General features: G+C 59.1%; 22 protein-coding genes and 1 tRNA gene. 18 read left to right on the forward strand and 5 right to left on the reverse strand.

What is annotated here, in order from left to right:
- Positions 1-33 precede the first annotated feature (33 nt).
- Positions 34-1,008, forward strand: coding sequence for a Bug family tripartite tricarboxylate transporter substrate binding protein (locus tag B9H00_RS01405; protein WP_086622642.1), 975 nt, complete (start codon positions 34-36; stop codon positions 1,006-1,008).
- Positions 1,009-1,037: 29 nt separating this feature from the next.
- Here the strand turns inward: B9H00_RS01405 and B9H00_RS01410 are convergent, their stop codons facing one another.
- Positions 1,038-1,919 (reverse strand): LysR family transcriptional regulator, encoded by an 882-nt coding sequence (locus B9H00_RS01410; RefSeq protein WP_086622641.1) that lies wholly within the window; start codon positions 1,917-1,919, stop codon positions 1,038-1,040.
- A gap of 145 nt (positions 1,920-2,064) precedes the next feature.
- Here B9H00_RS01410 and B9H00_RS01415 point away from each other — a divergent pair, with 145 nt between their 5' ends.
- The 10 genes from B9H00_RS01415 (at position 2,065) to B9H00_RS01460 (ending at position 12,085) form a co-directional block, all read left to right on the forward strand.
- On the forward strand, positions 2,065-3,057 hold the full coding sequence (locus B9H00_RS01415; RefSeq protein WP_227875824.1) for a hydroxyacid dehydrogenase: 993 nt from the start codon (positions 2,065-2,067) through the stop codon (positions 3,055-3,057).
- 57 nt (positions 3,058-3,114) lie between these two features.
- Positions 3,115-3,789, forward strand: a complete 675-nt coding sequence (locus B9H00_RS01420; RefSeq protein ID WP_086622639.1) for an RraA family protein — start codon at positions 3,115-3,117, stop codon at positions 3,787-3,789.
- Positions 3,790-4,129: 340 nt separating this feature from the next.
- Positions 4,130-5,083, forward strand: a complete 954-nt coding sequence (locus B9H00_RS01425; protein ID WP_086622638.1) for a tripartite tricarboxylate transporter substrate binding protein — start codon at positions 4,130-4,132, stop codon at positions 5,081-5,083.
- Between the two features lie 14 nt (positions 5,084-5,097).
- On the forward strand, positions 5,098-5,556 hold the full coding sequence (locus tag B9H00_RS01430; protein ID WP_157663157.1) for a tripartite tricarboxylate transporter TctB family protein: 459 nt from the start codon (positions 5,098-5,100) through the stop codon (positions 5,554-5,556).
- A gap of 48 nt (positions 5,557-5,604) precedes the next feature.
- Entirely contained in the window at positions 5,605-7,110 is a 1,506-nt protein-coding gene (locus tag B9H00_RS01435; protein ID WP_086899150.1) for a tripartite tricarboxylate transporter permease, read from the forward strand.
- The gene (locus B9H00_RS01440) at positions 7,107-7,919 is read left to right on the forward strand and encodes an amidohydrolase family protein (protein WP_086622635.1); all 813 of its coding nucleotides are present in this window, start codon (positions 7,107-7,109) and stop codon (positions 7,917-7,919) included. The genes B9H00_RS01435 and B9H00_RS01440 overlap by 4 nt, the downstream gene beginning before the upstream one ends.
- 448 nt (positions 7,920-8,367) lie before the next feature.
- Positions 8,368-9,312, forward strand: a complete 945-nt coding sequence (gene dctP, locus B9H00_RS01445; RefSeq protein ID WP_227875823.1) for a TRAP transporter substrate-binding protein DctP — start codon at positions 8,368-8,370, stop codon at positions 9,310-9,312.
- A gap of 14 nt (positions 9,313-9,326) precedes the next feature.
- Positions 9,327-9,851, forward strand: a complete 525-nt coding sequence (locus B9H00_RS01450) for a TRAP transporter small permease (protein ID WP_086622633.1) — start codon at positions 9,327-9,329, stop codon at positions 9,849-9,851.
- Positions 9,851-11,146 carry a TRAP transporter large permease gene (locus B9H00_RS01455; protein ID WP_086899151.1) on the forward strand — a complete coding sequence of 432 codons (1,296 nt, stop codon included), beginning with the start codon at positions 9,851-9,853 and terminating at the stop codon, positions 11,144-11,146. Before B9H00_RS01450 ends, B9H00_RS01455 begins: the two co-directional genes overlap by 1 nt.
- A 3-nt stretch (positions 11,147-11,149) precedes the next feature.
- Complete coding sequence (locus B9H00_RS01460; protein WP_086899152.1) at positions 11,150-12,085, forward strand: SMP-30/gluconolactonase/LRE family protein; 936 nt, start codon at positions 11,150-11,152, stop codon at positions 12,083-12,085.
- A gap of 149 nt (positions 12,086-12,234) precedes the next feature.
- Here B9H00_RS01460 and B9H00_RS01465 read toward each other — a convergent pair whose 3' ends face one another.
- Entirely contained in the window at positions 12,235-13,170 is a 936-nt protein-coding gene (locus B9H00_RS01465) for a LysR family transcriptional regulator (protein WP_169713408.1), read from the reverse strand.
- A 103-nt stretch (positions 13,171-13,273) separates the two neighbouring features.
- On the opposite strand from B9H00_RS01465, the gene B9H00_RS01470 reads away from it, so the two are divergent.
- Together B9H00_RS01470 and B9H00_RS01475 are read left to right on the forward strand one after the other, a co-directional pair.
- A complete protein-coding gene (locus B9H00_RS01470) occupies positions 13,274-14,203 on the forward strand; it encodes an alpha/beta hydrolase family protein (protein ID WP_086899154.1) in 930 nt (309 codons plus the stop codon).
- 62 nt (positions 14,204-14,265) lie between these two features.
- Positions 14,266-14,697 (forward strand): YybH family protein, encoded by a 432-nt coding sequence (locus B9H00_RS01475; protein WP_157663158.1) that lies wholly within the window; start codon positions 14,266-14,268, stop codon positions 14,695-14,697.
- Between the two features lie 195 nt (positions 14,698-14,892).
- Here the strand turns inward: B9H00_RS01475 and B9H00_RS01480 are convergent.
- Positions 14,893-14,977, reverse strand: a tRNA-Leu gene (locus B9H00_RS01480).
- Positions 14,978-15,391: 414 nt separating this feature from the next.
- Here B9H00_RS01480 and B9H00_RS01485 point away from each other — a divergent pair.
- From B9H00_RS01485 to B9H00_RS01500, 3 genes are all read left to right on the forward strand, one after another.
- A complete protein-coding gene (locus tag B9H00_RS01485; RefSeq protein ID WP_147376527.1) occupies positions 15,392-15,604 on the forward strand; it encodes a hypothetical protein in 213 nt (70 codons plus the stop codon).
- A 41-nt stretch (positions 15,605-15,645) separates the two neighbouring features.
- Positions 15,646-16,002: a hypothetical protein gene (locus B9H00_RS01490; RefSeq protein ID WP_086899157.1), complete on the forward strand. Its 357-nt coding sequence runs from the start codon at positions 15,646-15,648 to the stop codon at positions 16,000-16,002.
- Positions 16,003-16,254: 252 nt separating this feature from the next.
- Entirely contained in the window at positions 16,255-16,506 is a 252-nt protein-coding gene (locus B9H00_RS01500) for a hypothetical protein (RefSeq protein WP_086899159.1), read from the forward strand.
- Between the two features lie 46 nt (positions 16,507-16,552).
- Here B9H00_RS01500 and cobA read toward each other — a convergent pair whose 3' ends face one another.
- Positions 16,553-17,728, reverse strand: coding sequence for a uroporphyrinogen-III C-methyltransferase (gene cobA, locus B9H00_RS01505; RefSeq protein WP_322788261.1), 1,176 nt, complete (start codon positions 17,726-17,728; stop codon positions 16,553-16,555).
- 79 nt (positions 17,729-17,807) lie between these two features.
- Positions 17,808-19,088 (reverse strand): serine--tRNA ligase, encoded by a 1,281-nt coding sequence (gene serS / locus B9H00_RS01510; RefSeq protein WP_086899160.1) that lies wholly within the window; start codon positions 19,086-19,088, stop codon positions 17,808-17,810.
- Between the two features lie 295 nt (positions 19,089-19,383).
- Between serS and ydiJ the strand changes: the two genes are divergently transcribed.
- Complete coding sequence (ydiJ, locus tag B9H00_RS01515; protein ID WP_086899161.1) at positions 19,384-22,476, forward strand: D-2-hydroxyglutarate dehydrogenase YdiJ; 3,093 nt, start codon at positions 19,384-19,386, stop codon at positions 22,474-22,476.
- A 109-nt stretch (positions 22,477-22,585) separates the two neighbouring features.
- Positions 22,586-24,475 carry a cation:proton antiporter gene (locus B9H00_RS01520; RefSeq protein WP_086899162.1) on the forward strand — a complete coding sequence of 630 codons (1,890 nt, stop codon included), beginning with the start codon at positions 22,586-22,588 and terminating at the stop codon, positions 24,473-24,475.
- Positions 24,476-24,523 lie beyond the last annotated feature (48 nt).

Below are 24,523 nucleotides of genomic sequence, written 5' to 3' on the forward strand. Positions count from 1 at the left end.
ACCACAATACGAATAACAATGGGGCAACAGGACATGTTCAAAACCTTTCGAAAGACACTGATCATTTCAGCAATCGCCTTGTCGACACAGGCGGTGACAGCGGTGGGCAACCCTGCATTCGCCGACTATCCGGAAAAGCCCATAGAAGTGATTGTCGGCTATTCCGCCGGAGGGGGCACCGATGTCCTCGCCCGCGTCGTCGGGAAGTATCTGGAGAAGGAGCTGGGAAATGACGCCAGTGTGGTGATCAAGAACCAGCCTGGCGCCGGCGACCAGATCGGATTTACCAGCGTCGCCAAGGCAAAGGCTAACGGCACTACTCTTGGCACCTTCAACCTGCCGGCCGCCATGGCGCTGACCTACGATCGCAAGGCGGCCTACGATGTCAACAGCTTTGATTACCTCGCCAATGTGGTGCACGACCCCAATACCCTGGTCGTCAGTCAGGACTCTCCCTATCACAGCCTGAAAGAGTTGATTCAGGCGGCGAAAGAGAAACCGGGTAGCGTTGGCATGGCCCTGGCATCACTGGGAGGCAATGACCACTTCAGTGCGCTGTTATTGGCTGCAGCCGCAGATACCGAATTCAACCTGATTCCCTTCAGCGGCGCCTCGATGGCGCGCACTGCCCTGCTGGGCGGCCATGTCGCCGCTGGCACCATGGCCCTGAGCCAGACCATCGGCTTTGAAGACGAACTGCGCGTACTGGCCGTTCTTGATGACAAGCGCTCCTCTTTCGCGCCTGACGTGCCAACGGCAAAGGAGCAGGGCTACGACGTCACGATGGGCTCCTATCGCGGCTTCGTGGCGCCTCACGGGCTCCCGGAGAAGGTCAGGACTCGACTGGTGACGGCCTTCAAGGCGCTGGCCGATAACGAGAATCTGCTCGATGAACTGGCCGCCCAGGGCAACACGCTCGACATCATCACGGGAGAGGACTACCGCCAGCTGAGCGAATCCCAGGCCGACGTCGCCAAAAAACTGTGGGAAAGCCATCCATGGAAATGAGCGTCATGAAGTGCCCGACCGGTTTCGGATCACATGAACACGCCGAACTTGCCGGAAAGCTCCGCCAGCTTGTTGTGCATCGCCACCAGAAGTTCGGACTTGGGCGAACTGGCGCGCCGTACCGTTCCAATCTGGCGATAGACCTGAGGACGGCCGAACGGCAGCTTGAGCATGTCGCGGCCATTCTCGCGCACCGCAATATCGGGCACGACTGCCGCGCCCAGGCCGGCGGCGACACACTCGACAATCGCCGGGATGGTGTCGATCTCGGCAATGTGTCTGACCTTGATCTCCTGATGGGTCAGTTCGTTGTTGATCAGTGCCGCCAGAGGAACGTCGCTGGCGAAGTGCACAAAAGGAAGGGTTTCCAGCAACTCTCGAACCGGCCTTACCGGCGTACCGGGAGGCGCGATGAAGACCAGCGGCTCACGAAGGAAGGGAGCCCAGGAGAGATTTCTCGAGACGCCAGCATGCTCGGCCACGACCGCCAGATCCAGGCGGCCGGCGTTGACATCACTGAGAAGCGCCGAGGACATCCCGACACGAAGATCCACATGCAGCTCGGGAAACGTCTCGCGCAGCGCCACGATCGCACGCGGCAACAGGGCAATGGTGCTGGTGCGAACAGAACCAATGCTGAGCGAGCTTGAGACATTGCTGCCCTTCAGCGAAATCCGGGTTTCCTCGACCAGACCCAGAACTTTCCTTGCCGTTTCCAGAAGCTGCAGACCCTGGAGATTAAGACTTGGCGGGCGCGTCTGTCGATTGAACAGCGAGGTATCCAGCTCCTGCTCCAGCGCGAGCATCTGCTGACTGACAGCAGAGGGGGTCAGGCTGACTTCGCGGGCCGCCCGGGCAAAAGTACCGTATTCGGAAATCGCGATTAGCGTGCGTAGCTGACGTGTATCCATGCCATCACCATTAAGAATTTCTTCACTTAATATAAAATATTAGTCGCTTTTATAAAGAAAAACTAGCTGTATTCTGATCGCTGGTCGTCTGCCAACGACACGGAAAACCATGCGCACTGTCGCTGATAATCAATGGAGAAAGACCTTGGAGAACCGACCCGCCATTCTTGTAACCGGCCCTTACCTGGCTGATGAGGCACGTCAATACGCAGAAGCCGCAGGCTACGACGTATACCACACGCCCGCTTATCCGACGGCAGAGGTGCTCGTTGAACACATCAACCGTCATGACCCGGTAGGCATCGTGTCACGCATGGGGCGATTCGGGGCTGAAGCGGTTGCGGCCGGCCGGTCACTCAAGGTGATTTCCAAGCATGGCGCCGGCGTGGATAACATTGATGTTGATGCGGCCACTCACCATGGTGTTCAGGTCATTCGCGCCGCCGGTGGCAATGCGGTCTCGGTGGCAGAGCATGCCGTTGCATTGATGTTTGCCACGGTCAAGCGCCTGCTGCCACTGGACGCGGGCATGCGTCAGGGCCGCTGGGAAAAGGCCGAATTTCTTGGACGAGAACTGTCAGGCATGCGCCTGGGCCTGGTCGGCGGTGGTGCCATCGCCGCTGCCGTGGTCAGAATCGTCAAGGGTATGGGTCTGGACGTTGCCGTCTACGACCCATACGCCTCACCAGAAGCCATCAGATCCCTCGGCGCCGAGCCCATCGACGATATCGACACACTGCTGTCCCGATCCGACATCGTCAGCCTGCACTGCCCCCTGACCGAAGCCAACGCACATCTACTTGATGCCAGAACGCTGGCCCTGATGCCGAAAGACAGCTACGTCATCAACACCTCCCGCGGTGGGCTGATCGACGAAAAGGCTCTGCTGGCTGCGCTCGAGAACGGCCACATTGCCGGTGCCGGGCTGGACACCTTCGAGCGTGAGCCACCCGAGGGTGTCAACCCGCTCGCTGGCTCCGAACGAGTCATCCTTACGCCGCACATTGCAGGCGTTACTGAAGAAGCCGGTACACGTGTTGGCGTTCTGGCCGTCAGTGGCATTGTCGACTTTCTCTCTGGCACAGCGCTGCCACCGGCGCGCATGGTCAACAGCATTTCAGAAACAACCTGTTCCTGAGCCCTGTTTTCATGACATATCGGCCAGAGGTACTGGCCACCTCAATGGAGTAACAACATGTCCATCGGTAATCGAGTTCTCAAGCGCCAGCGCCAGGTCAACGCATCTGTCGTCGAGGCTTTTGCAGCACTTCCTGTTGCGGTTGTCAGCGACAGCATGTCCCGTGTCTTTGCTGGTGGCAGCGACCTTCGCCCCATGCACCGTGATGGCTCAATGGCAGGCGTGGCCCTGACCGTGCGCACTCGTCCGGGCGACAATCTGATGCTGCACAAGGCCATCGACATGGCTGAACCCGGCGATGTCATTGTCTGCGACGCGGGTGGTGACACCACCAACGCACTGATGGGCGAGCTGATGCTGGCCTATGCGGTGAAAAAGGGCGTGGTCGGCTTTGTCCTCAATGGTGCTATCCGCGATCTTGATGGCTTTCGCGAGACCAATCTGCCCACCTTTGCAGCCGGGGTTACCCATCGCGGTCCCTACAAGAATGGTCCGGGCGAAATCAATACGGCGATCAGCCTTAACGGCATGGTTATCGAGCCGGGCGATCTGATCATCGGTGACAGTGACGGTATGCTTTGCGTCCCGTATGACGATGCCGATGCTGTACTCAAGGCTGCTCAAGCCAAGCAGGCGGCAGAAGAAAAGCAAATGGCCGCGATCCATGCCGGCGAAAATGATCGAAGCTGGGTAGATGCCGCACTAAAATCGACAGGCTTTGAATTCGCATAAACTCGGCGATTTCTCACTAAATAAAGTCGATAAAAGCCAAGGTTTATGGACTATCAAAGGATGCCAGATACCACAATATCCGGCATCCTTTTGGCGTTTTAAATTTAGATAACAACCACTCAAACCATTAATAATAAAACATAAAAAATGAAAACATAGACGAAGGTTTAATAATTAAACGCAATCGTTTCGGCGTACCATCAATCGCTTGCCGTGATGACTAAAAACCCATGGAATGTCGATATCATTCATTTCGACAAAACCCTTCCATTTTTACTTTTTCAACACGCCATAAACTCACCATCACCGCTTTTATATTTATATTTTTGGGAGAGTTTTAATGCCCTCGCTTCGAAACCGTTGGGTTTATTTTTTCTGCGCCCTTTTCATCATGCTGGCCTCTGCAGCCGGGGCGAATGACTATCCCGTTCGCCCCATCACACTGGTTGTACCCTACGGTGCAGGGGGAACCACCGACATTTCAGCAAGGCAGCTCGCCAGACTGGCAGAACCCCTGCTCGGCCAACCGGTCGTTATCGAAAACCGCCCTGGCGGTGGTGGTGTGAATGCCATGCGCACGGTATCCCGCGCCGCGCCGGATGGTTATACCCTGATCGCGACCACCTCCTCTCCCTCCTTTGTCGCGCCGGCACTGCGCGATACGGGCTATGACACGCTCAAGGATTTCACGCCGATCCTGAATTATTCCGGGCCCTGGCATGGTGTCCTGGTCAATGCCGACAGTCCCTACCACACCTTGGCGGAGCTGCTTGACGCTGCCCGCGATGGCGCTCGCCTCACCTATGCAACGGCTGGCGCCCTGAGCGGTGCACGCCTGGCGTTTACTCAGCTGGGACGCGACACCGATGCAAGGCTTCAGCACGTTCCGTTTGACGGCGCCGCCGGCGCAACCGCAGCCCTGCTTGGCCACCATGTCGATATCGCGCTGGTGCCTGCCTATCGCGATCTGGTTAAAAGTGACCAGCTACGGCTGCTTGCCGTGCTTGATGACCAGCCCGACCCGGATTTCCCGGAAGTCCCCACGCTTGAGCAGTCAGGACACGATATTCAATTTCCCTCCATCGTGGCCCTGATGGTGCCCCATGGCGTCAGCGCCGAGCGCGCCGAGACACTGCGCGCCGCATTCAGCCAGGCCGCCTCTTCACCGGAATTTGCCACCGTCATGAACAAACTCAACCAGCCCGTGAGGCTACTGCCCGGTGACGAGGTCGAGGCCGTGATCGAGAAAAATCTGGCCGCCTACCATCAACTGGCCGAGACCCTGAAGCGATGAGCATCGATAAGAGCATGTCCTCCCAACAGCGAGCGTCGCGTTATGGATTACAGAGCTGTACCTGTCTCGCAATCCTGCTCATTGCCGTCATTGGTCTGCTGACTCTGAATGATCAGGTGACGGTGTTTGATTTTGGCGACCCGGGCCCGGATGCACGCTTCTTCCCCAGACTGGTGCTGTGGCTACTGGCCCTGGGTGCCGTACTCAGACTGTGGCGCCATCGACGAGTGTCGGAGACGGCCATTGGCCCGGTTGCCGGCTGGATCCGCGTGCTTTTCATCATGATGCTGATGGCCGTGGCCCTGGCAACCATGCCGCTGCTGGGCTTCATCGTTACCGTGGCCACGATCGGTATCGTGCTGGCCTGGCTGCTGGGTGAGCGCCACTGGCTGTTCAACGTGGCCTTGCCGCTGATGGTCACCGTTGCCATTTTCTGGGCCGGACAGCATCTGCTCAACCTGCCCCTGCCCTGAGTCCGTCACCGCGTTTTCGCGTCCGAGACACCCCAAGAGATACTTCACATGCTTCTTGATGCCTTCCATGCCCTGCTTGATGTCTGGGTGCTGATCGCCGCCCTGGTGGGGGTGGCCGTCGGTATTGTCATCGGCGCAATTCCCGGCCTGGGCCCGACACTGGCCATTGCCCTGCTTATCCCGGTGACCTTCACCATGTCCCCCATTCCCTCTCTTATCCTGCTTCTAGGGGTGTATCAGGGGGCGATCTTTGGTGGCTCGATTTCCGCCATACTGCTCAACGTTCCCGGGACACCGTCTTCGGCAGCCACGGCGCTGGATGGCCATCCCATGGCACGGCAGGGCCGTGCCGGAGAAGCACTGCGCATCGCGCTCTATGCCAGTGTGTTCGGCAACATTTTCAGCTGTCTGGTGCTGATCGTGCTGGCCCATCCACTGGCCTCGCTGGCGCTCGATTTTGGCCCTGCACAGATGGCGGCGTTGATGACGTTTGCGTTGATCATCATCGTGCTGTTCGGCGGTGGTTCGATTCTTGATGCAGCCCTGATGGCACTGATCGGCGTCGCCGCCGGCATTGTCGGACTCGATCCCATCGAGGGGCTGCCGCGTTTCACCTTTGGCAGTTTTGCGGCCGAAGACGGCCTGGCGCTGATTCCGGTGCTGATCGGTCTTTTCGCGATGTCCGAAGTACTGCTGCAGGCCTTTGCCGGCAAGCAGAAGACGGCACCGGACACTGACATCGGCCCGATTTCGGGCAACGGCACCTCGAATCGCCCGGTCGGGTGGCTGACCCTGTGGAAGATGCGCGCCACCTTAATGGTGTCCTCCATCATCGGCACCCTGGTGGGTATCCTGCCGGGAATTGGTTCAACGGTGCCCGCCTTCGTCAGCTACAACCTGGCTCGCTCCCGTTCACGCGATCCGGCCCGCTTCGGCAAGGGAGAACCGGAGGGCGTGGCCGCCCCGGAGGCCGCCAATAATGCGGTAACTGGTGGCGCGCTGGTGCCCATGCTCTCCCTCGGCATTCCCGGCGACGCCGTTACCGCCGTTATTCTGGGAGCGTTCATGCTGCAGGGGCTGACGCCGGGGCCGTTCCTCTTCCAGCAGCACGGTGTTGAGGTCTATGCGATTTTCGAGGCGCTGATACTGCTGTCCATTCCCTGTGTGGTGTTCGGGCTGGCCATGTTTCGTGGCGCCGTTCACATCATTAAAATCCGCCCCCGTCATCTGTTCCCGGTCATTGCGATTCTGGCGATATTTGGTGCCTATTCGGTCAACAACAGTCTTTTCGATGTCGCCGTGATGCTGGGTGCCGGGGGGATTGGCTTTGTGCTGCGGCGGGCCGGTTTTCCGCTGCCGCCCCTGCTGATCGGGCTGATCCTCGGTCCACCGCTTGAGCAGAGCCTGCGCCAGGCGCTGCTGACCAGTGCCGGAAGCGCTGACATCTTTTTGCAGTCACCGATCGCCATGGGGCTGTTGGCCGTCACGCTGCTGTGCGTTCTGGGTGTCACCATCAGGCGCTACCGCCATACGCGCCAGGGAGATGCGTCATGACTCACACCTCAATGGCGCCCGCCTGTGACTGCCATATCCACGTCTTCGACCGTGACCGGGAGTACATCGAGACGACCTACCAGCCCCCTCGCAAGGGCATCGGCCATTTCATGGAGGAAACCGCGGTCTCGGACATCCGGCGCGCCGTGCTGATACAGGCCTCCATCGATGGCACCGACAACCACTATCTGCTCGAGACGCTTCGTCAGGCGCAGACGCTCAACCCGCCGCTTGAGCTGCGTGGCGTGGTCATGATCGATGAGCACACCTCAGGGCTTGAGGCGATGCGCGAAGCTGGCGTGCGTGGCATCCGCGTTCAGGACCGCACACGGCTGGGCCAGCACGACCTGGCGCGCCTGCCGGAGCTTGCTGCTCGCGCCGCAGCACTGGACTGGCATGTCGAACTCAATACAGAACCCGAGCGCTACGACATTTTGGCAGCACTGTTACCGACGCTCCCGGAAGGGCAAACAATCGTCCTGGATCATTTCGGACACGTAACACCCGGCCATCCTGATGAACTGACCCGCCTTTGCCGCCTGCTCGACACCGGGCGCGTCTGGATCAAACTTGCCCCCACCCGTGTCAGCCAGCACCCGAGGCGCTATGACGACCTCATCGAGTTAACTCGCCATCTTGTCGAGCGCTACCGCGAGTGTTGCCTCTGGGGAAGCGACTGGCCCCACGTCATGACGCCGTCGCCTATCCCCAGCTCCCTCGACATGATCAGGTTTCTCGAGCGTACCCTTTCCATATCTCAGCGCCAGGCCTGCCTGCGCGATAACCCTGAACGACTTTATCGGTTCTGATCTGCGGACCTGGATCAGCCTTCGCATTGCCCGCCATGATCGACGTCCTTTGGTGACGTCGATCACTTTTGGCATCCCCTTTTCCCGAATATAAAAAGCTCGTTTTATCGAGCAATTTCCGATTTATCTCGCTGAATTAAAACGACCAAGGTCTCATCGACAAAACATTCATCTCAAGGGCTGAGCATAAAGATTCACTGCACGTTTAATGCAGAAAAACACGCTTTAGCAATCCTTCTTTTTCATGTTCACTCGACGTCTGAAAGAGCGCCAACTACCCCATAATTTCTTGAAAATGACGCCAAAATATAGACGAAAGTCGAAAAAATACGCCGGCTTATTCCAATAATGCACCCGCACACTTCAAAAATAACGAGCTTTTATCATTGAACGTGAGGAAGTCCTGATGAAAACAATCAAGAATGCTCTACTATCCGGATTGGTCATCTTGAGTACATCGATGACCAGTAACGTCATGGCCGATAACTGGACGGGATATACCTATTCCTCCGTGTCCACGACCGCTGCTGTTCAGGGCATGAAACGAATTGCCGACCGTGTCGAGAAGGAAACGGACGATGACCTGTCGATCACGCTTCACCTGGGCAAGACACTTCAAATCTCCTCAAGCGATATCACGCAGGCCACCGGCGATGGCATTGTCGATTTCGCCGCGGATCTGTTCTTTTCAGGCAACGTCCCCATCGCGCGCATTCTCAACCTGCCCCTTTTGATCAACAACGATGAAGAGTGGAACAAGGCCTACGCGGTGATGGAGCCGTATCTCAAACAAGGGTTCGCGGATCAGGGTGTGACCTATCTGGGCAGCTATCGCTACCCGCAACAGGTCATCTTTAGTACCTTCAAAATGGACTCACTGGACGACCTCAAGGATCACAAGGTGCGCGTCACCTCGCCTGAACAGGGTGAATTCGTCGAGGCCTTCGGTGGTTCACCGATCACACTTTCAGGCTCGGAAGTACCGACGGCGCTGGAACGTGGCGTCATTGATGGCGTACTGACAGCCAGTGCGGGCGGTGCCAAGAACTGGCACGAATTCCTGCCCTACAACTACCGCCTGCCGGTCAACTACGCCAACAGTGCCATCATCGCCAATGCCTCTGCGTATGAAGGCCTCAAGGACAGCACGCGCCAGACACTCGATCGTATCGTGAGTGAGGAAACAGCCCGGATCACTCAGGACTTCCTCGTCGATGAGAAGACACAGGAACAGAAGCAGGCAGACGCCGGCATGACGATTGTCGATGCCGACCCGTCCGACATCAAACGCGCCCAGGAAAAGATGGCGCCATGGTGGCGCGAGTGGGCCAAACAGGCGGGACCGGAGCATGAAAAAGCGCTTGAGGCGGTTCTGAACGCCCTTGGCAAGTAATTCCGGAGCCCTTCATGAGTGATACATCCCCCCATCAGGTCAACGAGCCGGCATCTGCCGGCTCCCTGTTCGATATGATCGCCGCCGGCGTGCGATTTATCGCGGGACTGGCGCTGGTGGTACTGGTATTGATCGTCAGCGCCGAAATCGTCTCGCGCTTTTTCTTCAACCATTCACTGCGCGTCGTCGAAGAGCTGGCAGGGTACCTCGTCGTAGGCTTGACCCTGTTCGGCGCCAGTCTGGCTGTTCGGAAAAACAGTCTGTTTCAGGTCGGTTTCATCTTTGACGCCCTGCCCCACGCTCTCAAAAAGGGCTTGAGCCTGATCTATATGGCCCTGTCGCTTGCCGTCTGCGGCGTGCTGATCTGGTACACCCTGCAACTGGTCCTGAGCTCCTGGTCACGCGGCAATGTCGCGCCGACATTTTTGATGACGCCGTTATGGATGCCTCAGCTGCTGATTCCGCTGGGACTGACCTTTACCGCGATCTTCATCATCGAGCGCGCGATCATCACCCTGCGTCATGGAGGAACTGATTGATGGATGCCCTGATCGCCTTTGGCGTATTACTGGTGTTGATTGTTGGCGGGCTGTGGGTTCAATTCGCCGTTGGCGCGGCAGCGCTGGCCTACCTGTGGCTGATCAAGGGCGTCGCTGGCTGGAAGGCTCTCGGGCTGGTCAGCTGGGGAGCCGCCAACAGCTTCACGCTGGCTGCGATTCCGCTGTTCATTCTGATGGCGGAGATCCTGCTGGCCAGCGGGCTCAGTGCGCGACTCTATAACGGTATCGCCCCCTTCATGCGCCGCCTGCCAGGCGGGTTACTGCATACCAACATCGTGGGTAGCGGCGTATTTGCCGCCGTCGCCGGCGGCAGTGCGCCAACCGCGGCGGCGATGTCGACCGTGGCATTGCCGGCCCTGTCGGCACGCGGCTATAACCGCCGATTCGTGGCAGGCTCACTGGCGGCCGGCGGCACACTGGGCATTTTGATCCCGCCGTCGATCACCATGATCATCTACGCCACCTTTACCGAAACCTCCATCGCCCAGCTGTTCGCCGCCGGTCTGGTGCCCGGTATTCTGCTCGGTGCCTGCTACAGCCTCTTCATCATCGCGCGTGCGCTGGCGAAACCTTCGCTGGTTCCCAAAGATACCCAGCAACGCACGTTTACCGATTACCTGCGCGCCGCCGCGGACGTGCTGCCCTTTACGATCCTGATCGTGTTCATTCTTGGCAGCATCTACGCCGGCATCGCCACCCCGACCGAGGCGGGTGCGCTGGGCGTGGTCGGTGCCGTGGCCATCTCGGCACTGTATCGCCGACTCAATATCACAATGCTCAAGTCGGCGCTGTCGCGCACGCTGACCATGAGCGGCAACGTGCTGTTCATCGTGTTCATTTCGATGCTGTTTGCCTACGCCACGGCGCTGTCCGGCGTCGGCGAAGCACTGGTCGACCGCGTTGCCGAGGCAGGTCTGTCGCAGTTTTCGCTGCTTCTGATTCTCGTGGTGGTGTTTGCCATTCTTGGCTGCTTCATGGAAGGCCTTGGCATGATCGCGATCATCGTCCCGGTCATCTTCCCGACCCTGATGGCAATGGGCGTCGATCCGGTCTGGTTTGGCGTGTTCGTGGTCATCCTGGTCGAGCTTGGCCAGCTGACCCCGCCGCTAGGCGTCATCCTGTTCGTGGTGGCCAGCTCCGATGCGGAAACCAGAGTCGAAGACGTGGTCATGGGCGTGCTGCCCTTCTTCGCCATCATTCTGGCGTTTCTCGTGCTGCTCATTGCGATGCCCGACATCGTGCTGTGGCTTCCCCAACTGACTTCCGGAGGTTGACCCGTGGCCTTTCCCCATCCAGACCCGACCCTGATCGAGGCCGAGGTCTTCACGACCCTGCCTGAGGCGCTGCGGCGCCCCGGTACGCCTTCTGACTGGGCAACCAAGAATCGCCGCGGCGCGGCTGTCGACAGCTTCATCGAGGGCCCCTCCTTTGATCTGGACGGGCATCTATGGTTCGTTGATATTCTCTTCGGCCGGATACTTCGCGCCTCACCACAAGGCGACGTTGAACAGATCGCCGAATACGACGGTCAGCCCAACGGCCTCAAGATCGATACGAAGGGCCGCATCTTCATCGCCGATTTCAAGAACGGCATCCTGCAACTCGATCCGGCAACCGGCAGCATCAGTACGGTGCTGGGCGATGCCGACTCGGAAGGCTTCAAGGGCTGTAATGACCTGCATATAGGCCCGGACGGCGCGATCTATTTCACCGACCAGGGACAGACCGGGCTTCATGACCCCAGTGGGCGTGTCTACCGCTGGACACCCGATGATGGCCGGCTCGAGTGTTTGATCGATCGTGTGCCGAGCCCCAACGGGCTGGTGCTCGATACCAGTGGCCATACGCTCTACGTCGCGGTAACGCGTGCCAATGCAGTATGGCGGCTGCCGCTGTCGCCCAGCCAGCGGGTGGTGAAAGCGGGGCTTTTCCTGCAGTTTTCCGGTGGCCGCGCCGGACCGGATGGCCTGGCACTGACACAGGATAACGGCGTTGTGGTCTGCCAGACCGGCATGGGGCTGGTGTGGGTACATGACGCGCTTGGCGTACCCATCGCGGTGGTCAAGTCACCCAGGAGGCTGGGAACCACCAACTGCGCCTTCGGCGGGCCGGAAAACCGCACGTTGTACATCACCGAATCGGATTCCGGCAGCATCCTGCGCGCCGAGCTGCCCGTCGCCGGTCATCCCATGGCCTCCGGCTGGGGGCGCTGATCATTTCGACGCGCAAGGCAATACGCATACCATCGCGCAGCGCCTGCTAGTTTTAAAAGGCCAGACGAGCGGCATGAATCGAAGAAAGCTCTGCCGTCATGGGTCGATATGGGTAAATTCGCGCCCGGCCACGGGGTGGCCGGGTTCGCTCAATACCCCACCGTTCGTTGAAGACACTCTATCGACCACGCGATGGCCGGGTCCCTTGCCGCTCGTTCATGCCAGATGACGCAGTAGTGGATCTCTCCTGCCTGCGGGAAATCGATCACGGCGAGATCGGCTAACGGCGCGATGAGTTCCGCTGCCCGACGTGGCAGACAAAGTACGCGTTCTGACTGTCCAATAAGCAGCGGGCTGGAAAGAAAATACGGCGTTATGGTATCCCCCGGCCCTCGCGCTCGACCATGGCTCGCCAACGGATCGTCGATTGCCGTGGCACGACCTTCAGGGTAGAGCAGAACAACGCGGGGCAACTCGGCGAGCCGTGAAGGTGCAATATGTCCGTCAGCGTCTCGATACGCCAAAACCGGGTGGTCGCGCCGCACGACGCAGGCGAAACGTTCGGTGAACAGTGTCTCATGATGGAACCCTTGCGGCACTGCCTCATCGGTATAGAGCGCGAAGTCGAGCCTTCCCTCCTCCAGCTCGACCAGCGTTTCACTCTCCCAGACGCGTAGCTCCAGCGATACGCCTGGTGCTTCGCAGGCCACCAAACGTGCAAATTCCCTGATTGCGACTGCCGCACCATAGTCGGTTGTCGCTATTCGCAGGATACGCTCCGAGCATGAGGGCTCGAAGCCGGGCGGCTGAAACAGGCGGTCTTCAGCAGCAATCGCCTCGGCCAGTTGCGGCATCAAGGCTTCTGCGCGCGCGGTACGCACGTAGCCACCTCCCTGAGTGCGCACCAATAGCGGGTCGTCGCCCAATGCACGACGCAGCTGAGCCAGTAACCGGCTCGCAGCGGGTTGGCTCAATCCCATCACCTCGCCCGCTCGCGTCACACTGCGCAGGCTCAGTACCTGCGCCAGAAAACGCAGAGAGCGTAAATCAAGGTGGCCCGTCGCGCGGTCATTCGATTTTTGCATGATCATCCATCACAAATCGTCATTCCACGAATGAATAGCGTCTGTCTAAATTGGGTCGCTGACAAGATGGTATCGCCCCAAAACACGCCAGAGGATCGAGATCATGCAGTCACAACCAGAAGAGGACATCGTTCAGACTCTGAAGGCCATGGCCAGGGGGTGGAGTCAGCCCGCTCGCTCGCCCGTACTAAGGACACCGGCAAATGAGGGGCTTGCCTTCGAGAACGTGACTTTTCCGTCACAGGATGGTGTGCCGCTCGAAGCATGGTACATCCCTTGCCCGGACTCTCGGCGACTCGTCATCATCAACCATCCACTGACGTTCAATCGCTATGGTTTGGCCAGCCATCTGGAGCCGTGGCGATCCTTTGGCGCGGCCGGCGGCAACACCTTCGAAGTCGACTATCTGGCCGACTACCGCATCCTCCATGAGGCAGGCTACCACGTACTCACTTACGACGAGCGCAACTTCGGATTGAGCGGAGCCGCCAATGGCGGACTTAACAGCGGCGGTCGGTTCGAGGCACGCGACGTCATCGGCTCGCTGCGCTACGTGCGTTCGCGGGCAGATCTCGAGGGTGTGGCAGTGGGGCTGTTTTCACGCTGCAACGGCGCCAACGCGACGCTCTTCGCGATCCACACCGAACCGCGGGCGTTCGACGACGTGCGCTGCCTAGTGCTCTGTCAGCCACTATCGATCGGCTCGGTCATGCGTCGTGAATTGGAAATGATAGGCCTGGTCGATCACCTCGACATGCTGGAACGCGAAGTGCAACTCGTCTCCAGCTGTACTTTCGACCAGATGTCGCCCAACGACTGGGCGCGCAGCGTACACACACCGACGTTCATCTATCAGGTGCACGACGACCTGATGACCACTCCCGCCGATGTCCAGGCGACCTTTGACGCGCTTCCGATCAGCGAGAAATTGCTGCACTGGATATACGGTACCCAGGCCCGCTGGGATGGCTATCTGGAATTCCAGCGCCGCCCCGAGCCGATACTCGACTGGCTCAACCGATACATGACATGAAAGGTGCCAGCGCCAGATCCGATACAGACCGTTTCGAAGTCATCCAACCCAGGAACCGACCCGTGACCCATGATGAACAACAGATTCGCGCCTTGCGCGCCGAGTGGCAGGATGCCGTGCAGTCACGCGATCTCGACCGCACAATGGCCACCTATTATCCGGGAAAGGAGTACCTCGGCTTCGATGTGATGCCGCCCTTCAGCTTTGAGGGCTGGGAGTCTTTTCGCCAGAACTGGATCATTTTCTTCGAGATGTTCGACGAAGCCCCTGTGTTCGAGTTCAAGGACATGAAGATTCATTGTTCCGGCGATGTCGCCTTTACCACCGGCTTCACTCGCTTCACCGGCTCAATATCCGGCAAAAAAATCGATTTGTGGACGCGTGAAACCATCGGTTTGCGAAAGCTCGATGGCCAATGGCTGATGATTCATGATCACGTGTCGGTGCCTATCGATCTGAATACCGGCATCGGTGTGACCGACCATCACCCCTGAACGCGCTCACACAGGAACCACTTATCAAGGCATGGTCTCGTTACGAGCAATTGCCACGACAAGCGAGCGCAGAGGTGGCATACATAGACGGAGAACTCTTTTGAAGAGCTTCTCAAGGATGATAAAAGAGATTTGCTGCAGGCTAAGCCCCGTGGGGGCTCAAGGATATATCGGAGGGCGTACAAGTAAAGCAAATGGTGCGGAAGGAGAGACTCGAACTCTCACGCCTTACGGCACTGGAACCTAAATCCAGCGTGTCTACCAATTCCACCACTCCCGCGAGTGCGACGTATTGTACGCATTGCGACACTTCAGTCAATCAACAGAAGTTGATCCGGATCAGTTTGACGATATTTGGGCAAAGAAAAGCCCCTCTAAAAAGAGGGGCAAAGAAACCCAGAAGGATGTCTTGCACTATCTCTGACTACCGTAGTCGGGATTGGTTCCGATATTTTTAAATTAATTCTGAAATGCCTGCATGAACTGTCATGACAGCGCTTAAACAACACCTTCTCTCCCGGTACCCTCCGAGCTTTAGCCCATTCTTAAATCAAGACGAGGGTAGCCTATTGGATGATACCGGAGGTCCTTTACAGACCGTGACATTGTGCTAGAGTCTGCGCCGCATCGAAGGCAAGGAATGCTTTTGATCGCGGATCTGCTTCTTATCACCCCTATAGACAAGGGAAATGTCATGAACCCAATCGGCTCCCGCAATGGCCCGCGCTGCCCGGAGTGCAGTATCACGCTTTCCTGGCCTGAGCGTATTCCCGATCACCATGAGCTACGCTGTGCCAACGGGCACTATATCTGCACGATGCAGGAATTTCGTCAGGCGGCCCATGAGCTTGCCCTGGCCGAAGAGTTTCAGCTGCACCGTAACGGTATGACACGCAAGGCTGGTTAACATCATCAAGACAGGTCGTGTCCGACAACAGGAGCTTTACCATGCGTTATGATCGCGCGGGTCTTCTTTCATTGTCTGCCGGCCTGATGCTGGCCACGGTCACACTACAGTCCGTGGCAGCGACACAGGAGCGCGCCGGCAGCGAGGCACAGCAACGCTTTGAGCGCGCTCAGCAGCACTCTCGCATCCAGTCCGGTGAAGCCAGCATTGATCGCCAGACCTCAAGCCTTCGCAATCAGCAAAATACCTCTCGAACCGAACGTACCCTGCAGCAACAGCAGCTTCGGCAATCGCAGCGCGAGCTTCAGTCGGAAAAGCGCCGCTATCAGCAGCGCAGCAGCTCTATGCCGAATTCGCCCCGCACGACAGGCAATGATCACGATAGCAGCGTTCGCTGATACACTGTCATCAACGGTTCGGCTTTCGATGGAGGTTCGCGTGATGACCAGCCCCTGCTATCCGGAACAACATACCCCCTGTCAGGCGTGGGCATCCCGTTGGGTGGCGTCCTTTCTGACAAGTCCCGACGAGGCGTGGAATACATTTGAGTCCGCCCACAGGACGGCCTTTATTATCCTGCAGGTCACACGACCCGGGATAGGCGAGGATGTATTGATCGACTCATTGATTCAGGCGCAGATGGTATCGTAATGGCTCAGCAGGATAGTGGTGACGCAAGCGATGAAAATGCCGAGGAGACGATGCCGATGGGCTATCGCTCCCTTCGCAACCCGCTGCCGTCCAACCGTCGCTATCGCAACGTACTCTGGTACGAACGGTTCAACTGGCTGATGCTGACCCTGTTCGCACTTTTCAGCCCCATCGTGCTGGCGCTGGTGATCGGGCATGTACAAAACATCCCCTCGCCCTTCTCGAGCGTTGATCTGCCCTTTCTACATTAAGCGCCCCTGGCAGGCCCTGCCCGAAGGCCGGACATTTACCTGACCATCAACGGCTGTCCGCCAGGGAAAGCGGGGAAGGATGCTTGCCACTTTCCCAGCCCAGGCTTTTCGCCGTTTGTGTGGCAAACCAGCCCAGCGTGTCGTGTAGATTCACGACGTCACCGACGATAATCAACGTCGGAGGCGCGGCCTTCAGATCCGCCAACTGGCCCGGCAAGTCATCAAGCGTGCCGGTATGCAGACGCTGTCGAGCCGTCGTACCCTGTTCTACCAGTGCAATGGGAGTAGAGGCAGGCAGGCCATGCTGAACCAGCTGATCGCACAGGGTATCCAGTGTCCCCAGCCCCATGTAGAAGACCAGGGTCTGACCCGGGGCCGCCAGCGTCTGCCAATCAAGATCACAGGTGCCGTTACGAAGATGTCCGGTCACAAACCGTACTGACTGGGCATGATCCCGATGAGTCAGCGGGATACCGGTATAGGCCGAAATCCCCGTGGCTGCCGTAATCCCCGGTACGACCTCGAAGGAAAGCTTTGCGGCCGCCAGCGCCTGTAATTCCTCGCCCCCACGTCCAAAAATAAAAGGGTCTCCCCCCTTCAGCCGCACGACCTGATAACCACCACGCGCCCAGTCCACCAGTGACTGGTTGATGCCTTCCTGAGGCACGCTATGTGCCGAGCGTGCCTTGCCAACGTACAGGCGGCGTGCATCCGGGTTGGCCAGGGCCAGAATCTCCGGGCTGACCAGACGATCATGAATGACCACGTCCGCCTCGCGCAGGCGCTCCAGCGCCCGCAGGGTCAGGAGACCGGGATCGCCCGGGCCGGCCCCCACCAGGGAAACATGCCCACGCCGCAATGCACTGGGCGTTTCTGGCGTCAGTGCACGGGTGCGAACGGGTAAGCGCACGGTAGACAGTGTCGGACACGAAGGCACATACACGCCGATGCGACGCTCATGCGCCCTCTCCGCCCAGCAGGCATCCTCGACGGGACTGCCGGTGGCCACCACCCAGAGCTGGCCGGTCTCAGGCATTTCCTCGACACAGCGCCAGCTCTCTTCACGTGCCAGCGCCGTTAGTGCCGGCATCATTTCACCGTGCAGGGTCAGGTCAAGCTCAAGTCCCTGGAACTGACGAGCCATCATCAGGGCGTCCTGACCGGCACCGATCAGGTGGGCCTCAAGATGGCGAGGATCAAACTGAAGAGAAAGCAGTTCCATAAGCGCTCTGAGAGTTGTCGTAATCACGTCATGATGTCGCGCGCCGGTATTGACTGATCAGTTACCGGCGCGCGCACCATTACTTCTGGTTAATCACTTCCACGCCACCCATCCAGGGACGAAGGGCTTCGGGTACAGTGATCGAACCGTCCGCCTGCTGATGGTTTTCCATCAGCGCCAGCAGGCAGCGTCCGACCGCAAGCCCCGAACCGTTGAGCGTGTGCACCAGTGACGGTTTTTTCTGACCCTGCGCGCGGAAACGGGCATGCATGCGCCGCGCCTGAAAATCCTCCATGTTGGACACCGAGGAAATCTCACGGAAGGTATTCTGACTGGGCAGCCATACTTCAATATCGTAGGTCTTGGCCGCACCAAAGCCCATGTCGCCGGTACACAGGGTCACGACCCGATACGGCAGTTCCAGCGCCTGCAGAATGGCCTCGGCGTGTCCACGCATCTCCTCAAGCGCTTCATAGGAGTGCTCGGGGTCAACCACCTGCACCATTTCGACCTTGTCGAACTGATGCTGTCGAATCATGCCGCGCGTATCACGACCATAGGCGCCGGCTTCACTGCGATAACAGGGCGTGTGCGCGGTCATGCGAAGCGGCAGGTTGGCGCCTTCCAGGATCTCGTCACGCACGATGTTGGTCAAGGGCACCTCGGCGGTCGGAATCAGGTAGTACTCCTGATCCCCCTCCAGCCGAAAAAGGTCATCGCCGAACTTGGGCAGCTGTCCGGTACCAAACAGCGAATCGCGGTTGACGATATAGGGCACGGCCACTTCTTCATAGCCGTGCTCAAGCGTCTGCTTATCGAGCATGAACTGTGCCAGCGCCCGATGCAGGCGCGCAAGCGGTCCGCGCATGACAGCAAAGCGTGAGCCGGTAATCCTGGTGGCCAGCTCAAAGTCGAGATAGCCGTGCATGCCGCCCAGATCCGTATGATCACGCACGGTAAAGTCGAACTCGCGCGGCGTGCCCCACCGATGCAGTTCGACGTTATCTTCCTCGTCCTGTCCGCCGGGAACACTGTCATGCGGCAGATTGGGAATGGCCGTGGCGATGGCTTCGAATTCAGCCTGCACCTGGGCAAGCTCGCGGCTGGCATTGTCGAGCTCATCTCCCAGATTGCCCACCTGTGCCAGCAGCGGCTCGATATCCTCGCCGCGTGACTTGGCCTGACCGATCTCTTTGGAGCGGGTATTACGCTCGTTCTGAAGTTCTTCGGTCCGGGTCTGAAGCTCCCGGCGGCGAGCCTCGAGCGTGCGGACCTGATCAACATCAAGGGCATAGCCGCGGCGGGCGAGCCTGGCGGCAACACTGTCAGGGTCGCTGCGCAGCAGTTTGGGATCGAGCATGACTATCCTGTCGGTTCGTGACAATAATGTCCGCCAATCGCAAGCGCGATGCGGAATCAAGATAAGGAACACATTGTAAAAAATAACGCTGCCCGACACTATTGGCCGACAGCCGACCACGACACTTTATCTGCCGCAGCTACATCACTGCCAGTGCATTATGCGCATACAGAACCACAATGGCGACCGCCGCCTGCCCGCCATGACCGGACAGTCCCTGTACACTGTCTGTAGATGGATTCGATCACGCAGGACATAGCACGCATCTGACAGACCATGGCCACAAGACCTGATCATGACCGAACAGCTTAAGACCCCAACGCTCGAGCAGTGCTATCAGCACTTTCTTGACACGCTTGATGCCCGCGGTTTCAAGGGTGATATCGCCGCCGATGATGCCAACCGCGTGGTGCTTGCCACCGACAATTCAATCTATCAGCGACTGCCTCAGGCCGTGGTTTATCCGCGAGATGGCGATGACATCACCCTGCTGGCGGGCCTTGCCGGTGAACCGGCCTTTCGTGAGGTTGTGCTCGCCCCTCGCGGTGGCGGCACAGGCACCAACGGACAGTCATTGACCGATGGGCTGGTGGTGGATGTCACACGCTATATGCACCACATCCTCGACATCGACGTGGACAACCGTCGAGTGCGGGTTCAGGCCGGCGTGGTCAAGGACCAGCTCAATGCCGCGCTCAAGCCCCATGGGCTATTCTTTGCCCCCGAGCTTTCGACCTCCAATCGCGCCACCATTGGCGGCATGATCAGTACCGATGCCTGCGGTCAGGGCTCGCGGGCTTACGGCAAGACGCGCCATCACGTCCTTGAACTCGATGTGGCGCTTCTGGGCGGCGAGCGTTTTATCAGCCAGCCGCTCGATGACAAAAGCCTTGAAGCGCAGTGCGCTCGTACAGACCGCATCGGTGACATATACCGCTGCGCCCGAGACATCATCGATACCCGCAAAGAGCAGATCGAGCAGGTCTTTCCCCCTCTCAACCGTAGCCTGACGGGCTATGATCTGGCGCACCTGCGCACCGACAGCGGTCTTTTCGATCTCAACAGCGTGCTGTGTGGCAGCGAAGGCTCATTGGGCTTTCTGATCGAAGCCACGCTCAATGTTCTGCCGTTGCCGAAATATTCGGCCCTGATCAACGTGCGCTACTCCGGCTTCATGGACGCCCTGCGTGATGCCCGTGCCCTGATGGGCAGTGATGACAGCGAGGACGCCCCCACATCGATTGAAACCATCGATGACCGCGTGTTGATGCTCGCCATGGAAGACATCATCTGGGATGGCGTCGCAGAATATTTCCCCGCCGGCGAGGAAGGCAGCGCGCCGGTCAGAGGGATCAATCTGGTGGAGTTCAACGATAACGACGAGGCTGCCCTTGAGCGTCGCATCAAGCGCTTTACAGACGCACTGGAGAAAAATCGGGACGTCGAGCGACTGGGCCATACCATCGCTCGGGGCCGCGAGCGCATTACCACCGTCTATGGCATGCGAAAGCGCGCTGTCGGACTTTTGGGTAATGTGCGCGGGGAGAAGCGCCCGATCCCCTTTATCGAGGACACCGCCGTCCCCCCAGAGCAGCTTGCTGACTATATCGGTGAGTTCCGCGCCTTGCTCGATGGTTACGGGCTCGAATATGGCATGTTCGGCCATGTCGATGCCGGTGTGCTGCACGTTCGACCGGCCATCGACATGAAAGACCCCGAGCAGGCGGCCCTGATTCGGCCGCTCTCCGATGAGGTTGTCGCCCTTACCCAGCGCTACGGCGGACTTCTATGGGGAGAGCACGGCAAGGGCGTGCGCTCGGAATATACCCCGGCCTTTTTTGGCGAGCTCTATCCGGCCCTGCAGCAGCTCAAGGGCGCTTTCGACCCGCACAATCAGCTCAATCCGGGCAAGATTGCCACGCCACCGCAGACGCAGGCCTCACTGCTCGCCGTGGATGGCGTGACCACCCGTGGTGAGCTGGATCGCACCATCGATGAGCGTGTGTGGCAGAGCTATCACAGCGCGGTCTACTGCAACGGCAACGGCGCCTGCTACAACTATGATCCCAACGACGCCATGTGCCCCTCCTGGAAGGCCACTCGCGAGCGCATCCACTCGCCCAAGGGTCGTGCCAGCCTGATGCGAGAGTGGCTGAGACGCGAACAGTCGGCCGGCCACGATGTGCTGGCCGAGGCTCAGGCCCTGCGACAGGCCAGTACCCTCCAGCGTCTGAAAACGCTGCCGGCGCGACTGGGACGCACTTTCAGCGGCAGTGATCGCTTCTCCGATGAGGTTCATGAGGCCATGGCCGGCTGTCTGGCTTGCAAGTCCTGCGCCGGGCAGTGTCCGGTGCGGGTCAATGTGCCGGATTTTCGCAGCCGTTTTCTGGAGCTCTACCATGGCCGACGCGTGAGGCCCTTGCGCGATCATCTGATTGCACGCATGGAAACCCTGATGCCACGGCTCAAACCCGTCGCGCCGCTATATAACGCCCTGCTACGCCAGAAGCCGGTACAGCACGTTATGGCCCGCTGGATCGGCATGGTGGATGCCCCGAGCTTTTCCCACAGCGATTTTCACAAGCAGCTCCACGCCTGGGGCATCAGCGAAGCAACTCCGGTCGCGCTGGGGCTTTTGAGCGAGCAACAAAAGGCACGCAGCGTGGTGCTGGTGCAGGATGCCTTCACCTCCTGGTTTGATGCTCGTGTGGCTCGGGAGATGATCGAATGTCTGAGTCTTCTGGGCATTCGTGTGTTCGTCGCGCCCTATCAGCCCAACGGCAAGCCCATGCACGTCCAGGGGTTCATGGGGGCATTTACCCGGGCTGCCAAACGCCAGGCCGAACACCTCCGAGCCTTGGCGCGTCTTGATGTGCCGCTGGTCGGTCTCGATCCGGCCATGACCCTGACCTACCGTCAGGAATATGTCGATGCTCTGGGTCAGGAGGCCGTGCCAGAGGTGATGCTGCCTCAGGAATGGCTGCTGTCCATGGCAGGCTCTCTGGCGCCCTCATCACTCAATGCCCCGGACGGCAGGAATACTCGCTACCGACTTTTGAGCCACTGCACCGAGAAAACCAACGCGCCCGGCAGCGCAAGGGCATGGCAGCAGGTATTCCAGGCTTTCGGGCTCGAGCTTGAGCTGGTGCCCACGGGTTGCTGCGGCATGTCCGGCACCTACGGACATGAAGCGCGCAACCTCGAGACGTCTCGCACCATTTACAGCCAGTCCTGGCAGCCACTGGTGGAGACTGATCAAACCAGCACTCGACTGCTGGCCACCGGTTACTCCTGTCGAAGTCAGGTCAAACGCTTTTCCAGCGTCACGCTTGAGCACCCTCTTCAGGCGCTGCTGGCGCATCTACGCTATCAACAAGCATCACGATAATGATCAATGGCCGCCAACTTAAGGCGGCCTCTTTTTTTGCCCGTTGCAACGTCTATCGCCTGCGGCTAGGCTGCGCCCTCATTATCGACCCCTATCGGAATCTTCCTGCATGGAAAACGCTGCGCTTTATCTGGCCTTGATCGGCCTGCTGTCCCTGATGTGCCAATGGGCGGCGTGGCGGGTTCATCTGCCTGCCATTTTGCCATTGTTGATTGTCGGCCTGATTGCCGGGCCCGTCACCGGCTGGCTTGATCCCGATGCCATTCTGGGGGAGTTGCTGTTTCCGCTCGTTTCGCTGTCGGTTGCCGTGATTCTTTTTGAAGGTAGTCTGACGCTCAATTACGAAGACCTGCGCGGTCACGGGCGCACCGTGATTCGCCTGATCACCTGGGGTGTCATCATCACCGGTTTGATCGGCACGCTGGCGGCCTGGTGGCTTCTCGACATGCCGCTCGAGATCGCCGCCGTGCTGGGGGGACTTCTGGTGGTAACCGGCCCCACCGTGGTCATTCCACTGTTGCAAACACTGCGAGCCAAGGCCAACCTTTCCCAGATTCTGCGCTGGGAAGGCATCCTGGTGGACCCGGTCGGCGCCCTGCTGGCGGTCCTGATCTATGAATTCGTGGCGATTGGCCAGGAAAACGGCGCGGCGTCGCACACCGTGTTGCTGTTTGGTCAGACCGTGGGGCTGGGTTTTAGCCTCGGCGCGCTAGGCGGCTGGCTCTGGGGACTGATCCTGCGCCATCACTGGCTGCCGCAGCGGCTGCACAATTTCGGCACCCTGATGATCATGCTGACGCTGTTTGCCGGCTCCAACGCGCTGTTTGAAGAATCCGGCCTTTTGACCGTGACGGTCATGGGCATCTGGCTTGCCAATATGCGCGGCATTCCGGTCCGACCCATCATCGAGTTCAAGGAAACCCTGACCGTTTTACTCGTGTCGGGGCTTTTCATCCTGCTGGCTGCGCGCATTTCCACCGAACAGTTGATGACGCTGAACTGGCCGGCCTGGGTCTTTCTGGGCGTGCTCATGTTTGTGGCCCGCCCGATCACTGTCTGGGTGTGTACCATTGGGACCGAGCTTCACTGGCGGGAAAAGGCGCTGCTGGCCTGGCTGTCGCCGCGCGGTATCGTGGCGGCCGCAGTAGCATCACTGTTTGCCATCAAGCTTGAAAAGGCCGGCGTCGAAGGCGCCGAGATGCTGGTACCGATTACCTTTCTGGTCATCATCGGTACCGTGGTGATCCAGAGTCTCTTTTCAAAGCCCATCGTCAGGGCCCTGAAGGTCAACGAACCGGAACCCACCGGCTTTCTCATCATCGGTGCCAATCCGGTTGCCCGCGCCATTGCCAGCGAACTGATGACGATGGGATGGACCGTTCGGCTGACCGACACCAGCTGGGATGCCGTGCAGGAAGCCCGCATGGCCGGCCTGCCGGTCTATTACGGCAATCCGCTGTCGGAACATGCGACCCAGCATCTGGAGCTGACCGGCATTGGCCGACTGCTGCCGCTATCGCCCTATCGCGAGCTCAACAATCTGGCCGCCCTGCACTTTGAACACATGCTCGGTCACGGCAATGTCTTTCGACTCGCCGAGGAGTCGAGCAAGCACGCCAAGCGCCAGCAGGATCGCGCTCTGGGGCATCTGCCCCGCCTGTTCGATAACGATGCCACCTTTGCAAAGCTTGCAAGCCTTGTGGCCAACGGCGCCGAACTACGAGTGGCGAAAATGACAGAGAACTTCGGGCTTGAAGAGTATCGCCGCATTCATGACGCCCGGCTGATGCCGCTGTTTTGCATTGGCGCCAACGGCCGCCTGCGTGTGGCGCATACCGATTCGCCCCTGGCGCCCAAATCAGGCGAGCGCGTGATCAGCCTGATCTATCCGGACTCCCCGGAAATGCAGCCGAACGAGCGCGAAGAGCGAGCCCGCGAGGAGCAGCGCGTGACGCCCACACGCAATGACAGCGGCAACCCGGGCCGACTTCCCTCCTGATCCAGCGCGGCGACAGGCACTCGCGCACATGGTTTAATATGCCTGTCC

The organism is Kushneria marisflavi, assembly GCF_002157205.1.
Lineage (GTDB): Bacteria > Pseudomonadota > Gammaproteobacteria > Pseudomonadales > Halomonadaceae > Kushneria > Kushneria marisflavi.